The following is a 13,079-nucleotide window of genomic DNA, read 5'->3' as shown; positions in this document are numbered from 1 at the left end:
GCATCCCACATTTTTATCACTTTGTTCTTCGCTATTTCTCCCCCCGGGGGCCCCCCCCCCGCCCGGGGCGCCCCGCTACCGTGGATATGCCCATGATGAACACACTGCATTGACGAACGACGAGCAATGACGACATACCTGCTGCGGCGACTGCTGTTCCTCGTCGTCACACTGTTTCTCGCCATGGCGGTGCTCTTCCTGCTGTTGCGGCTCCTGCCCGGAGACCCGGCAAACGCCCTCCTTTCGCTCGGTGCGAGTCCACAGCAGATCGCCGCGGCACGCGCCCGGGTCGGCGCCGACCAGCCGGTGCTGGTGCAGTTCGGCACCTGGATTGGTCAGCTCGTCACCCTCAACCTCGGCACCTCCTATATCAGCGACCTACCGGTCGGGCCGGAGATCATCTCCCGCCTCGTCGTCACGGTTCCCCTCACCCTGATCGCCTTCGTGCTCGCCGTGATCATCGCGGTGCCGGTCGGTTTCATCGCCGCATACCGCTCCGGCCGGTGGTATGGGCTGGCGCTGTCTGCCCTCTCCCAGCTCGGCATAGCGGTGCCGGTGTTCTGGATCGGCGTGTTGCTCATCACCGCATTCGCGCTCCAGTTGCGCGTCCTCCCGGCGGGCGGCTTCCCCCGCGACGACTGGGCCGATCCGCTCGACGCCATCCGCTCGCTTGCTCTTCCCGTGATCACCGTGGCGATCGTGATGTCGGCGTCGATCACCCGCTACGTGCGGTCCGCGGTTCTGGATGTGCTCGGCAGCGACTATCTGCGAACCTCGCGCGCCCTCGGGGCGAGCTTCGCGTCGGCGATGTGGAGACACGGGCTGCGCAACGCCTCTGTGCCGGTGATCTCGATCCTCGGCATCGAGCTCGCCACCACCTTCCTCGGCGCCGTCGTCGTCGAGAACGTCTTCGCCCTGCCGGGCCTCGGCAGCATGCTGCTGAAGGCGATCGCGCAGCACGACTACCCCGACATCCAGGGCATCCTGTTCGTCAGCACCTTCGCCGTGCTGGTGATCGGCTTCCTCGCGGATCTATCTCAACGGCTCGTCGACCCGCGGCTGCGCGAGAGCGTATCGGGAAACACGCTGTCGGGAAGCAGGACCCGCTCGTGAGCACTGCGGTCGAACTCGCAATCGAGACCGCCAAACGAGCGCCGCGGCGGCGGTCGCTGACCCTGGCGATCGGCTGTGTGCTGGTCGGCATCATCGTCGTGATCGCCGTCGTGTCGCTGTTCTATCTGCCCTACCCGCCGAGCGACACAAGCGGGTCCCGTCTCGCGCCGCCCAGCCCGCAGCACTGGGCCGGCACCGACAAACTCGGCCGCGACCTTCTGACCCAGCTCATGATCGGCGCGCGGATCGCTCTCACCGTCGGCATCGGCTCGGTCGCCCTCGGCGCCGCCCTCGGCGTGACGATCGGCGTCATCGTGTCGTTCGCCACTCGCTGGCTCGACGACACTCTGTCGGCCCTTCTCGACGTGCTGATCGCCTTTCCCACGCTCCTGCTGGCGATGCTCATCGTGGCCGCGCGCGGGGCGTCGCTCGACTCCGCCATCCTCGCGATCGGAGTCGCCATGAGCGCGATCGTGGCCAGGCTCACGCGCATCCTGGGCAAGCGAGTGCTGTCGCAGGACTACGTGACCGCGGCACGGGTATCGGGCACCGGCCGGTTCGGCATCGTCTTCCTGCACCTCCTGCCCAACATCTGGCCGACACTCGTGGTCAACCTCGCGCTGCAGTTCGGACTCGCGGTGCTCGCCGAGGCGAGCCTCTCCTACCTCGGGCTGGGCGCCCCGCCGCCGAATGCGTCCTGGGGCCGCATTCTGCAGGAGGCACAGGGCACCGTTCTGGTCGCTCCGGTCGGCGCGATCGCCCCGGGTGTGCTGCTGGTCATCCTCGTCGTCGGCATCAATCTGGTTGCCGACGGGCTGCGGGATGTCGGCGACCCGACGAGACGGAGACGCCGATGACCGAGCCCCTTCTCCGTGTCGATGCGCTGAGTGTCGACTCTCTCAGTGTCGACTCCCCCGGCTCCGGCTCCCCCGGCGGAGCCCTGCTCCGCGACGTGAGCTTCGAGCTCGCGGCCGGTGAACGCCTCGGCCTGATCGGCGAATCCGGCAGCGGAAAGTCGCTCACCGCACTCTCGATCACCGGACTGCTCCCCGACGGGCTCGCCGCCGATGGCAGCATCCTGCTGGGCGGTGCGCAGGTCGTCGGGAGCCGGGAACGTGACCTCGTCGAGCTGCGCGGGCGGGTGGCATCCGTCGTCTTTCAGGAGCCACTGACCGCACTCGACCCGCTCATGCGCCTCGGCCGCCAGATTGCGGAGCCGATTCAGCGCTACCGAACGCTCTCCCGCGCCGAGTTGCGCGCTGCCGTGAGGGATGCGCTGGTCGAGGTCGGACTGGACGAGGTCGATCGCATCGCCCGGGCCTACCCGCACGAGGTGTCGGGCGGACAGCGCCAGCGCGTCGCCATCGCTATGGCTCTCGCAACCCGACCTCAGTTGCTGATCGCCGACGAGCCGACCACCGCCCTCGACGTCACCGTTCAGGCCGGAATCCTCGACCTGCTCGATCGCGTCATCTCCGAGCGCGGGATGTCGCTGCTCTTCATCAGCCACGATCTCGCCGTCGTCTCGCGCGTCGCCGACCGGGTGGTGCTGCTGCGGCACGGCGAGGTGGTGGACCGTGGGTCGTTGGCCGACCTGATCGCGCGGCCGCAGCATCCGTATACCCGAGAGCTCGTCGCGGGAGCGCGGGAACTCGACAGCGCAATAGACAATCCCGGGAGCCTCGCGTGACAGCACTGTTCGAGGCGAGAGAGCTGGGATTCGCCTACCGCGGCCGACCAGACGCCCTCGCCGACGTGAGCTTCACCCTCGAGACCGGTGAGAACCTGGGGATCGTCGGCGAGTCGGGTGCGGGCAAGTCCACGCTGCTGAGGCTGATGCTCGGGCTGACCCGCCCGTCGAGCGGCACGCTGCTCACCGACGGTTCTGCCTTCGACTCCCGCTCCCGCTCCGCGCTGCGCGCCCATCGCCGCTTCGCCCAGGCCGTGTTTCAAGATCCGTACTCCTCGCTCGACCCGCGGCAGAGCGTCGAGCGCATCATCGCCGAGCCGCTGCGGTCGCTCGGCATCGAACGCGCTCGCGCCGCGGTCCACCAGCGGGTGTCGGCGGCACTCGAGTCGGTGGGGCTGCCGGCGGATGCCGCGGGCCGCTACCCGCACGAATTCTCCGGCGGGCAGCGCCAGCGCATCGCCATCGCCCGCGCGATCGTGCCGAACCCGCGGCTATTGCTCGCCGACGAGCCGGTGAGCGCCCTGGATGTCTCCACCCGGGTGCGCATCATCGAACTGCTCGCCGAGCTGGGTTCCGGCGAGAGCCCGCTCACGGTCGTCGTGGTCTCCCACGACCTGGGCGTCGTGGCGGCGCTGTGCCAGCGGATGCTCGTGCTCGAGAACGGACGTGTGGTCGAGCAGGGCCGCACCGATGCGGTGCTCTCAGCCCCGCAGCATCCGTACACCCGGCGGTTGCTGGCGAGCGTGCCTCGGCTTCCCGCCTAGTTCGGGCTCGGCAGTCGCCGCAGCCCCTCGAGCAGGTCGGCTTCGGTGGCGGCGGCGCAGACGCGGATCCAGCCTTCGCCCGAGCGGCCGAAAGCGCTTCCGGGTGCGACGGCCACGCGCTCGTGCAACAGGAACCTTTCGGCCCAGCCGGCGACATCTCCACCGCTGGCGTAAGACACGTCGAGCCAGAGATACATCGCGCCCTTGGGCTTCAGATAACGGATGCCGCGCTCATCTAGCAGGGCGCAGGCCGCCTCGAGGTTGGCGCGATAGTGCTGACGCGCATCGGAGACGTGCTGTTGGTCTCCCGTGATAGCGGCGATCGCGGCGAACTGGTCTGGCATCGCGACGCAGCTCACCGTGGTCTCCTGCACCGTGCGCATGGTGGACGCGAGCCCCGGCGGAACCACCAGATAGCCGACCCGCACGCCCGTCATCGCATAGGTCTTCGAGAGCGAAAAGGCGGTGAAGACGCGATTCTCGTCGTCGAGGCTCGCGATGCTGACGTGCTTTTCGCCGTAGGTGAGAAACTCGTAGACCTCGTCGCTCAGCACCCAGAGGTCGTGCCGCTTAGCGAAATCGAGCAGCGCGCGCAGCTGCTTCTCGTCGAAGACCCGGCCGAGCGGGTTCGACGGGGAGTTGACGATCAGCACTCTCGTTCGGTCAGTGACCAGGCGATCGAGTTCGGCGAGGTCCGGGGCGAAATCGTTCTCCGGACGCAGCTGATACGGCACTGTCTCCGCATTCAGCAGCCGGGTGCTCATCGTGAAGGTGGTGTAGCCCGGGTCGGGCACGAGTACTTCGTCGCCAGGCTCGAGCAGCAGCCCGAGAGCCTGGTGCAGCGCCTGTGTCGCCCCCACGGTGACCCAGACCTGCTCGAGGTCGACCACCATGTCATTCTCGCGCGCGAGCTTCTCGACGATCGCGGCTCGCAGCGGCGCGATTCCCGCGTTGGGTGCGTAGTTCGTGCGGTCTTCCGCCCAGGCCTCGGCGGCGGCGGCGAGAATGTGCGGGGCGACGGGCAGGTCCGGCTCCCCCACCGCAAGGAAGATCACGTCGTCGAGCTCGACCGCGATCTCGAAGATGCGACGGATGCCGGAGCCGGGGACCGAGAGCGCGTGCGGCGCGAGAGAGGGCATGGTTCCACGGTAGCGGGGTGGGCCGAACCTCAGCCCGACTCGCCCATTCGCTCTCCGACACGCAACAACCGGCCCGATTGCCCGAAACCGCCTCGATGCTGGTATCGTTGCCTGTTGGCTTACGCGTTCAGTTTCGTCACCCGAAATGTCCGCGGATCGCAGCCCGGATCGGCCAGACCTCAGGTCTGGATCACCGGCTTCGCGGCTGCCCTCACCGTTCATAGATACAGGAAGTTACCAACGTGGCAAACATCAAGTCGCAGATCAAGCGCATCGGAACCAACAAGAAGGCTCAGGAGCGCAACAAGGCGGTCAAGAGCGAGGTCAAGACGGCCGTCCGCGCCACCCGCGAGGCCATCGTCGCCGGCGACAAGGACAAGGCCACCGCTGCCCTGCTCTTCGCCACCAAGAAGCTCGACAAGGCCGCCAGCAAGGGCGTGCTGCACAAAAACCAGGTGGCGAACCGCAAGTCGTCCATCGCCAAGCAGGTTGCAGCGCTCTAACTAGAGACTTTTACGAAAGACCCCGTCACCGCCGTGACGGGGTCTTTTCGCGTGCCCGGGGCTGGGGCTCGGGGAGATTCGCGTGGAGGCCTCGATACGCGTCCTCGTCCGCGCGCGGGCGCTCGGGCGCTACTCGACGAACGGGTGTGGGCGCTCGGGCGCTACTCGACGAACGGGGCCGGGGTTAGCGGGGCTGCTGGCCGCGGGCGCTGACCACGCCGATCATGCGCTCGAGCGCGTACACCGGGTCGCGTTCTGCGCCCTTGACCGCGGCATCCGTCTCGGCCAAGAGTTCGATGCTGCGCCCAAGGCCGGCGTCGTCCCAGCCCTGCAGGTCACGGCGCGCACGATCGACCTGCCACGGCGCGAGTCCGAACTGCTGGGCGAGCTGTCCCGAAGTGCCGCGCGCACCAGCCAGCTTGGCCATGGTGCGCAGTTTGCTGGCGAAGGCCGCGACTATCGGCACCGGATCGGCGCCGGACGCGAGTGCATGCCGAAGCAAGATGAGCGCCTCGCCGTGCCGACCCGAGATCGCGATGTCGGCGACACGAAAGGCGTTCGTCTCCACCCGCCCGGAATAATACTTCTCGACCGTCGCCTCGGTGATCTCTTCCGTGGCGTCAGACAACAGTTGCTGACAGGCAGCGGCGAGCTCAGCCAGGTCGTCGGCGAAGGCAGAGGTGAGCGCCCGAAGCGCGCCACTGGTGATGCGGCGCCCGCGAGAGGAGAACTCTTTGGTAGCGAAGTCGAGCTTCTCCGAGTCCTTCTTCAGGTCGGCGCAGACGATCTCGATGCCGCCACCGAGCCCCCCACGCACCGCGTCGAGCAGCTTCTTGCCTCGCACTCCCCCACCGTGACGCAGCACGAGGTAGGTGTCGTCCGCCGGAGCAGCGAGATAGGCCAGCGTCTCGGCGATAAACGCATCGGTGCACTTCTCCACCGTGAAAGCACGGATCATGCGCGGCTCGGCGAACAGCGAGGGGCTGGCGAGCGTGACGAGCTCGCCGGGACCGTACGAGCCGGCGTCGATGTCGTTGACCTCGAGGCTCGGGTCTTCCGCTTTGAGTGTGTCCCGAAGCATCCGGATCGCACGGTCGGCGAGAAAGTCTTCGGGCCCGGAGACCAACACGACCCGCGCCGGGCGAACCTTGTCCCAGGACAGCTGCGGGATGGCGACCGCCGTCTTCGCGGGAGCTTTCGTCGCCATTCTGCCCATTCCCTCTGGTCGCCGTAATCGTTCCGCTGAAGCCGGAATCAGATGCCCGGATCAAGCGTACGGGGTAGCTCTGACAGCGCCGTCCAGCTCGCGCAGGCAATCGTTATCGTGACGTGCTGAACCGAACGGCTCGTGCGCGGCGACTACGGGATATCGTCGCCCCATGCGCATCGTTCGAGCAATCGTCATCCTGTCCGTCGCGGGCCTTGCGGTGACCGGATGCACGACGAACCCGATCCGTCCGTCGCTCTCACCGACCGCGACCCAGCCAGCGGATGCCGGGCAACCGTCGGCCAGTCCGACCACCGTCTCCGGCACGCCCGCTCTCGATTCGCTGGTGATCACCCCGGAGGGACTCGGCCCGCTCCGCATCGGAATGGCGGCAGCCGACAGCCCGCTGCTGAAGTTCATGCCGCAGTACTGCCAGCTCGAGGGAGACGGCGATGGCTTTTCCGCCGGAGACGCTGCGGCGGACCGATGGGTTGCGAACTACGCCGGGGACAACACCTTCGATGTCGAGGTGGTCGACGGCAAAGTCGCGGGAATCGCTCCGGCAAGCCCCTCGCTCCGCACCGCGAAAGGCATCCACCTCGGTTCGACCGCCGCTGAGCTGCGCGCGGCCTACCCCGGCCTGCAACCGGGCGTCACGGGCAGCCTGTCGCACACCGAGCTGCTGCAAAGCGGAAATCGAATGGTCTCGTTCGAGATCCTCGCACCGAACACCGACTACGAACCGGAACTCTCCGACCGCGTGGTCTACATCGTGATTCGGGCCGCCAGCGGCAACCCTCCGTCGACCGTCTACGCGACCGATGGCGGCATCGGCAGCTGCCTGTGACTGTCAGCTGCCTGTGACGCTCCGTGGCCCGTGACGCTCCGTGGCCAGGAACACTAGTGGCGTGAGAGCCGGTCGCCCGGCGGTGACCGCTCCGTCCAGATGGTCTCGCCTCCATCCACCCGCGCGCTGATCAGCACCATCCCCTGCAGATCGGTGCGGGTGATCGCGGTGCCAGACGACCTCAGAATGCCCAGCAACGCATCGGTGGGGTGCCCGTAGTCGTTGTCGGCGCCCACACCGATCACTCCCACGTCGGCGCTAATCGCGCCGTACAGCCGCTCGTTCTGGTCGGCCGAGCCGTGGTGCGCAACCTTCACGACTGCGACATGATCCAGTCGGTTCGCCGCCATGAGTAGGGTCTGCGGTTGCTCGCCCAGGTCTCCGAGGAAGAGCGCACTGAGACACCCGCCCGCGCACGCCCCCACTCCACGAAACCGCAGTGTCACGCTCGCGTCGTTGCCAGGCTGCACACCGGCGAGCTTCGCTTTCGGCCACAGCACCTCCCAACCGAGTTCGCCGAGCACACCGGTCATTCCTTTGCTCACGTGCTCGACGGCGGCGCCGTGCGCGGCAAGGTCATCGGCGAGTCGCTGGTCATTCTTATCGGCGACCGGGCCGAGAAGAGCGCGATCCACCCGCCCGAACACCGCCGGGGTGCCCCCAACATGGTCGAGGTCGTAATGGCTGAGCACGAGCAGGTCGATCCGCGAGATTCCGAGGGTGTCGAGACATCCGCTCAGCAGCTTCGGGTCGGGTCCCGTATCGATGAGGGCCACCGTTCCGAGGCTTCTCACCAGCACCGCGTCGCCCTGACCGATGTCACAGGCGGCGATCTGCCAGTCCGCCGGGCGCGACAGCTCGCCCCGTACGTGGTCGCCGGCCACCACTCCCAGATAGCCGACGGATGACGCGGCCACCAGCACGCCGAAGACCCGTCGCCCGCGGCGCCCGCCGACACCGAGCGCGAGCATCATCACGAGCGCGGACATGACACCGATCAGTACCACCCCGACGACCCCGCCCGGCCAGGCGAGCGCATTGCCCGGCAGCCCGGCGAAGAAGCCGGCCACCGCGGCGATCCAGGCCGACGGCACCCACGCGATGGCCGCCACGAGATGCGCGAGCGGCGGCACCCACGGCGCCAGCACACAGGCCACAAGTCCGAGCACCGTCGCCACTGGCGCGGCGGGCTCCGCGAGCACATTGGCGATCACCCCGTAGGTGGGAATGGACGGATTCAGCAGGATCAATACCGGCTGACAGGCGAGCTGCGCGGCTAACGGCACGGAGAGCGCGACGGCCAGAGGCATCGGCAGCCATCGTGCGAGAGCGCCAGCGAGAGGACGGGCGAGCAGAAGCAGTCCGCCGGTCGCGAGAACCGACAGCGCAAACCCGTAGCTTCGCGCCAACCACGGATCGACGATGAGCAGGACGATCACCGCCAGCGCGAGCACCGGCAGCCCGCGCGTCGGTCGACCGCTCGCCAGGGCCGCCAATACGATCCCGGCCATCACCGCAGCACGCAGCACACTTGGCTCGGGGGTGACCAGCACGACGAATCCGAGCAAGACCACCAGCGAAATGCCGATCCGCCCACCGCGGGGCAGGCCGAGCCGTGCCCCGGCCAGCATCACCAGGGCGATGATCACCGCGCAATTCGCCCCGGAGACCGCGGTCAAATGGGTTAACGATGATGCCTTCATGGATGCGTCGAGCTCGTCGGTGACCGCGGAGGTATCGCCGATCGACAGTCCGGGCAGGAGCCTCGCGCCATCGCCAGGCAGGTCGGCTACCAGCCGCCGGAAATCGGCGCGGAGTCCATCGGCCCAGGCGAGAAACCACGGTGGCCCCCGAACCACGCGCTGATCGCCGGAGACGAAGAATCGGAACGCGGCGCTCTCCCCCGGGTCTTCGGCCACGAGCACTCCCCGCGCCGACACCGTCGAGCCGATCGCTGCGCGCTGAACCACCTCACCGCGCTGCGGAAAAACCGCTATCGGCACCGACGCACTGAGCGCGGTCTCCCCGAACGACGCGTCGGTCAGCGTTGCCGCGAACGGATGCCCGTCCCGCATCGTTTCGTCGACCACGAGAAGCACCGTCACCTGCCGACCCGCACGCGCCGCCTCCACCAACGCAGCGGGGTGACGCGCTCCGGCCTGTGCTGCCGCGAGGGAGACCGGGACCGCCGCAGTTGCACACGCGAGGGACACGACGAGCAGCCAGCGCCACCGACGCCCGAGTACCGCGGTGCCGACCGCCAGCGCGACCAACGCACCGACCGCCCAGGGAAGCACACCGGGCATCCCGATCATCACGGCGGTGACCGCCCAGGCCGCGGCGACCGGAATCGCCAACCGAAGATCCACCCCGCGCGCTCTCACACCGTCACCAGCTCTTTCAGACCGTCGAAGGTCTTCTCGCCGATGCCGGTCACGCTCATCAGGTCTTCGATCGCGGTGAATCGGCCATTGGTGCTCCGCCAGGTCAGGATGCGTTGCGCCAGCGCGGGACCGACCCGCGGCAGTGTCTCCAGCGCGGCCTGGTCGGCGGTGTTGAGATTGACCTTGCCGCCGATTCCCCCCGCTCCGCCGCCGGCAGCACCACCCGAGGGCGGGGGAAGACCCGAAACGACCGGTGGCGCCGCCCCGATCGCCGGCACGACGATCTGCTCTCCGTCGACAAGCGCGCGGGCGAGATTGAGCTGCGCCTGGTCTGCGGCGGGGGTGAACCCGCCGGCCGCGGCCACCGCATCCACTGCCCGGTCGCCGTCGTGCAGCACGAACAGTCCGGGATGCTCCACCTCGCCGAGGAGATGAACGTAGATCTCGGCACGCGAGTCAGCAGAACGCGCCGACTGAGATGACGGCGACGGCGGGGAGGGCGACGTGCCCACCAGCGTCGTCGCCCCGTGCGGGCCAATGGCGGTGACGATCACCGCGATGCTCAGACCGAGCAGCCCGAGCGCCACGACCGCCCCTACCCCGACCCGCAGCCGCGACCGCGGCCGGACGAGGAGAGGCAGATCGGTGGACGGCACCTCAGCACGCTACGTCCAGCGCCGAAGGCGGAACAGCCGCTCACCCCGGGCTGGGGAGAGCGGCCGTTTCAGCGATCGGTGATGGAGAGGAGACCTCCCAGCAGAGAGCGACTAGCCCTTGACCGCGATACTCACCAGACGCGGGGCCTTCACGATGAGGTTGACGATCTCGCCGTCGCCGATCGCCCGGATGACCGCGGCCGACGTGCGGGCGAGCTGCTCAAGCTCTGCGGGGTCGATCGTGGGACTCACCTCGAGGCGCTCGCGCACCTTGCCGTTGACCTGCACCACCGCCGTGACGGAACTCTCCACGAGGAGAGTCGGGTCGGCCTTGCGCCAGCCGTGCTGTGCCACGCTGGCGGGGTAGCCGAGCACCTCCCACATCTCTTCGGCGGTGTACGGCGCGAACAGCGACAGGGCGAGCGCGACGGTCTCGGTCGCCTCACGTACTGCGGCGTCTCCGCCGCCCGCCCCGGAATCGATCACCTTGCGGGTGGCGTTGACCAGCTCCATCAGGCGGGCGACCACGACGTTGAACTTGAACGACTCGACGAGCCCCGGAGCCTCGGCGAGGAAGCGATGGGTGACGCGGCGGAGGCCGTTGTCCCCGGTCTTCCACTCGACCTCGGGAGCGCTGGTGACATCCTGCGCAAGACGCCAGGCGCGGGCGAGGAACTTCGCCGAACCCGCGGGCGAGACGTCTTCCCAGTTGATGTCGTCCTCTGGCGGCCCGGCGAACACCATGGTCAGGCGAATCGCGTCGACGCCGTACAGGGCGATCTCGTCACCGAGGTTCACGCCGCCCTTCGACTTCGACATCTTCGAGCCGCCGGAGAGCACCATTCCCTGGTTGAGCAGCGCGCTGAACGGCTCGGTGAAGCTCACGAAGCCGAGGTCGAACAGTACCTTGGTGATGAAGCGTGCGTAGAGCAGGTGGAGGATGGCGTGCTCGACGCCGCCGACGTACTGGTCGACGGGGGCCCACTTGTCGGCCTCCTTGGGCGCGAACGCCTGCGTCTCGTCGTTCGGGTTCATGAAGCGCAGGAAGTACCACGAGCTGTCGACGAAGGTGTCCATCGTGTCGGCGTCGCGGCGACCCTGGCGACCGTCGGGAAGGGTGACGTTCACCCAGTCCTCGGCGGCGCCGAGCGGCGACTGGCCGCGCGGCTGCAGGTCGAGCCCTTCGGTCGGCGGCAGCAGAACGGGCAGTTGCTCCTCGGCGACCGGGATCAGCTCGCCATCCTCGTCGTACAGGATCGGGATGGGGGTGCCCCAGAAACGCTGCCGGGAGATCAGCCAGTCGCGCAGGCGATAGTTCTTCGCGGCGCGACCGTTGCCGGCGGCCTGCAGGATCTCGGTGATGCGACGAATGGCATTCGACTTGCTCAGGCCGTCCAGCGGGCCGGAGTTGATCATGCGCCCCTCACCCGTGAGCGCCTGACCCGTGTGGGCGGGATCGAGCGGCGGGAGGTCATCCGGAAGCTCGGCCTCGCCGGTCTCCGGGTTGATCGGCAGAACGGGGATGGCGCCGGTGACGGCAGCGTTGGTGTCGAGCACCACGCGCACCGGAAGCGAGAACTTGCGGGCGAAGTCGAGGTCACGCTGGTCGTGCGCCGGCACGGCCATGACGGCGCCGTGACCGTAGTCCGCGAGTACGTAGTCTGCGGCCCAGATCGGGATGCGCTCCCCATTCACCGGGTTGATGGCAAACCGGTCGAGGAAGACGCCGGTCTTCTCGCGGCTGGCGTCCTGGCGCTCGATCTCCGTCGACTTCTGCACCTGAGTGAGGTACTCGGCGAAATTCGCGCGCACCGCCGGATCGGCGCTGCCGGCGACGAGCTCGGCGGCCAGGTCGGAATCGGGGGCGACGACCATGAAGGTCACGCCGTAGAGGGTGTCGGGGCGGGTGGTGAAGACGGTGACCTTCTCGGGGCGACCCTCGATCTCGAAGTCGACATCGGCGCCGACGGAGCGACCGATCCAGTTGCGCTGCATGGCGAGCACCTTCGAGGGCCATGAACCCTCGAGCTGGTTGAGGTCATCGAGCAGGCGGTCGGCATAATCCGTGATCTTGAAGTACCACTGGGTGAGCTTCTTCTTCACCACGACGGCGCCCGAGCGGTCGGACGTGCCGTCGGCCAGCACCTGCTCGTTCGCCAGCACGGTCTGGTCTACGGGATCCCAGTTGACCCAGCTCTCCTTGCGGTAGGCGAGGCCCTTTTCGTACAGCTTGAGGAACAGCCACTGGTTCCACTTGTAGTACTCGGGGTCGCTGGTGTGAAGTTCGCGGTCCCAGTCGACGGATGTCGCGTACTCCTTCATCGACACCTTCTGCTGGTCGATGTTGGCGTAGGTCCATTCGCGCGGGTCGACCCCGCGCTTGATGGCGGCGTTCTCGGCGGGCAGACCGAAGGAGTCCCAACCGACCGGGTGCAGCACGTTGAAGCCCTGCTGACGCCAGTAGCGCGCGACGACATCGCCGAGCGCGAAAGCTTCAGCGTGGCCCATGTGCAGGTCGCCCGAGGGGTACGAGAACATGTCGAGCACGTACTTGCGCGGTCGCTTGTCGCCCTCGATGTCGGCGCGGAATGGCTTCAGCTCTTCCCAGCGCGGCAGCCACTTGTTCTGCAGCGCCACCGGGTCGTAGCGCGGGCCGTCGTCTTCGGTGCCGCGGGGGGATGCGCTGTGCGGCTCGGAAACGTGGGGCGCGGAGTCGTGTGGCAAGGGCATTCTCACTTCGTATGCGGGGATGTGGGCGGAGAGAAACACGCCCGAA

Annotated in this window: 11 protein-coding genes; 6 read left to right on the top strand and 5 right to left on the bottom strand. The window is 67.9% G+C overall.

The window, feature by feature from the left end:
* The first annotated feature begins 126 nt into the window (after nt 1-126).
* From IV501_RS02960 to IV501_RS02945, 4 genes are read left to right on the top strand one after another with little or no spacing between them, the layout of a single operon-like run.
* Nucleotides 127-1,113 carry an ABC transporter permease gene (locus IV501_RS02960; protein ID WP_200554908.1) on the top strand — a complete coding sequence of 329 codons (987 nt, stop codon included), beginning with the start codon at nt 127-129 and terminating at the stop codon, nt 1,111-1,113.
* On the top strand, nt 1,110-1,970 hold the full coding sequence (locus IV501_RS02955) for an ABC transporter permease (protein WP_200554907.1): 861 nt from the start codon (nt 1,110-1,112) through the stop codon (nt 1,968-1,970). The genes IV501_RS02960 and IV501_RS02955 overlap by 4 nt, the downstream gene beginning before the upstream one ends.
* Entirely contained in the window at nt 1,967-2,803 is an 837-nt protein-coding gene (locus IV501_RS02950) for an ATP-binding cassette domain-containing protein (protein ID WP_200554906.1), read from the top strand. Before IV501_RS02955 ends, IV501_RS02950 begins: the two co-directional genes overlap by 4 nt.
* Nucleotides 2,800-3,567, top strand: a complete 768-nt coding sequence (locus IV501_RS02945; RefSeq protein ID WP_200554905.1) for an ABC transporter ATP-binding protein — start codon at nt 2,800-2,802, stop codon at nt 3,565-3,567. Before IV501_RS02950 ends, IV501_RS02945 begins: the two co-directional genes overlap by 4 nt.
* On the opposite strand, the gene IV501_RS02940 is transcribed toward IV501_RS02945, so the two are convergent.
* Nucleotides 3,564-4,706, bottom strand: a complete 1,143-nt coding sequence (locus IV501_RS02940) for a pyridoxal phosphate-dependent aminotransferase (RefSeq protein ID WP_200554904.1) — start codon at nt 4,704-4,706, stop codon at nt 3,564-3,566. The genes IV501_RS02945 and IV501_RS02940 overlap by 4 nt on opposite strands.
* Nucleotides 4,707-4,948: 242 nt before the next feature.
* Here IV501_RS02940 and rpsT point away from each other — a divergent pair, with 242 nt between their 5' ends.
* Nucleotides 4,949-5,209 (top strand): 30S ribosomal protein S20, encoded by a 261-nt coding sequence (gene rpsT, locus IV501_RS02935; RefSeq protein WP_200554903.1) that lies wholly within the window; start codon nt 4,949-4,951, stop codon nt 5,207-5,209.
* A gap of 184 nt (nt 5,210-5,393) precedes the next feature.
* On the opposite strand, the gene holA is transcribed toward rpsT, so the two are convergent.
* Nucleotides 5,394-6,416, bottom strand: a complete 1,023-nt coding sequence (gene holA / locus IV501_RS02930) for a DNA polymerase III subunit delta (protein WP_200554902.1) — start codon at nt 6,414-6,416, stop codon at nt 5,394-5,396.
* Nucleotides 6,417-6,588: 172 nt separating this feature from the next.
* Here holA and IV501_RS02925 point away from each other — a divergent pair, with 172 nt between their 5' ends.
* Nucleotides 6,589-7,263, top strand: a complete 675-nt coding sequence (locus tag IV501_RS02925) for a hypothetical protein (protein WP_200554901.1) — start codon at nt 6,589-6,591, stop codon at nt 7,261-7,263.
* A 53-nt stretch (nt 7,264-7,316) separates the two neighbouring features.
* Here IV501_RS02925 and IV501_RS02920 read toward each other — a convergent pair whose 3' ends face one another.
* The 3 genes from IV501_RS02920 to leuS form a co-directional block, all read right to left on the bottom strand.
* On the bottom strand, nt 7,317-9,620 hold the full coding sequence (locus tag IV501_RS02920; RefSeq protein ID WP_200554900.1) for a ComEC/Rec2 family competence protein: 2,304 nt from the start codon (nt 9,618-9,620) through the stop codon (nt 7,317-7,319).
* A 23-nt stretch (nt 9,621-9,643) separates the two neighbouring features.
* Nucleotides 9,644-10,303, bottom strand: coding sequence for a ComEA family DNA-binding protein (locus IV501_RS02915; RefSeq protein WP_307812147.1), 660 nt, complete (start codon nt 10,301-10,303; stop codon nt 9,644-9,646).
* 111 nt (nt 10,304-10,414) lie between these two features.
* On the bottom strand, nt 10,415-13,033 hold the full coding sequence (gene leuS, locus IV501_RS02910) for a leucine--tRNA ligase (protein WP_200554899.1): 2,619 nt from the start codon (nt 13,031-13,033) through the stop codon (nt 10,415-10,417).
* Nucleotides 13,034-13,079 lie beyond the last annotated feature (46 nt).

The organism is Lacisediminihabitans changchengi, from assembly GCF_016634425.1.
Lineage (GTDB): Bacteria > Actinomycetota > Actinomycetes > Actinomycetales > Microbacteriaceae > Lacisediminihabitans > Lacisediminihabitans changchengi.
This window is presented reverse-complemented; position numbering and strand designations above follow the sequence as displayed.

Excerpts from the sequence above, each read along its gene's own strand:
- IV501_RS02940 (WP_200554904.1), bottom strand. The coding sequence starts at position 4,706 with ATGCCCTCTCTCGCGCCGCACGCGCTCTCGGTCCCCGGCTCCGGCATC.
- IV501_RS02925 (WP_200554901.1), top strand. The coding sequence starts at position 6,589 with ATGCGCATCGTTCGAGCAATCGTCATCCTGTCCGTCGCGGGCCTTGCG.
- holA (WP_200554902.1), bottom strand. The coding sequence starts at position 6,416 with ATGGCGACGAAAGCTCCCGCGAAGACGGCGGTCGCCATCCCGCAGCTG.
- IV501_RS02950 (WP_200554906.1), top strand. The coding sequence starts at position 1,967 with ATGACCGAGCCCCTTCTCCGTGTCGATGCGCTGAGTGTCGACTCTCTC.
- IV501_RS02960 (WP_200554908.1), top strand. The coding sequence starts at position 127 with ATGACGACATACCTGCTGCGGCGACTGCTGTTCCTCGTCGTCACACTG.
- leuS (WP_200554899.1), bottom strand. The coding sequence starts at position 13,033 with ATGCCCTTGCCACACGACTCCGCGCCCCACGTTTCCGAGCCGCACAGC.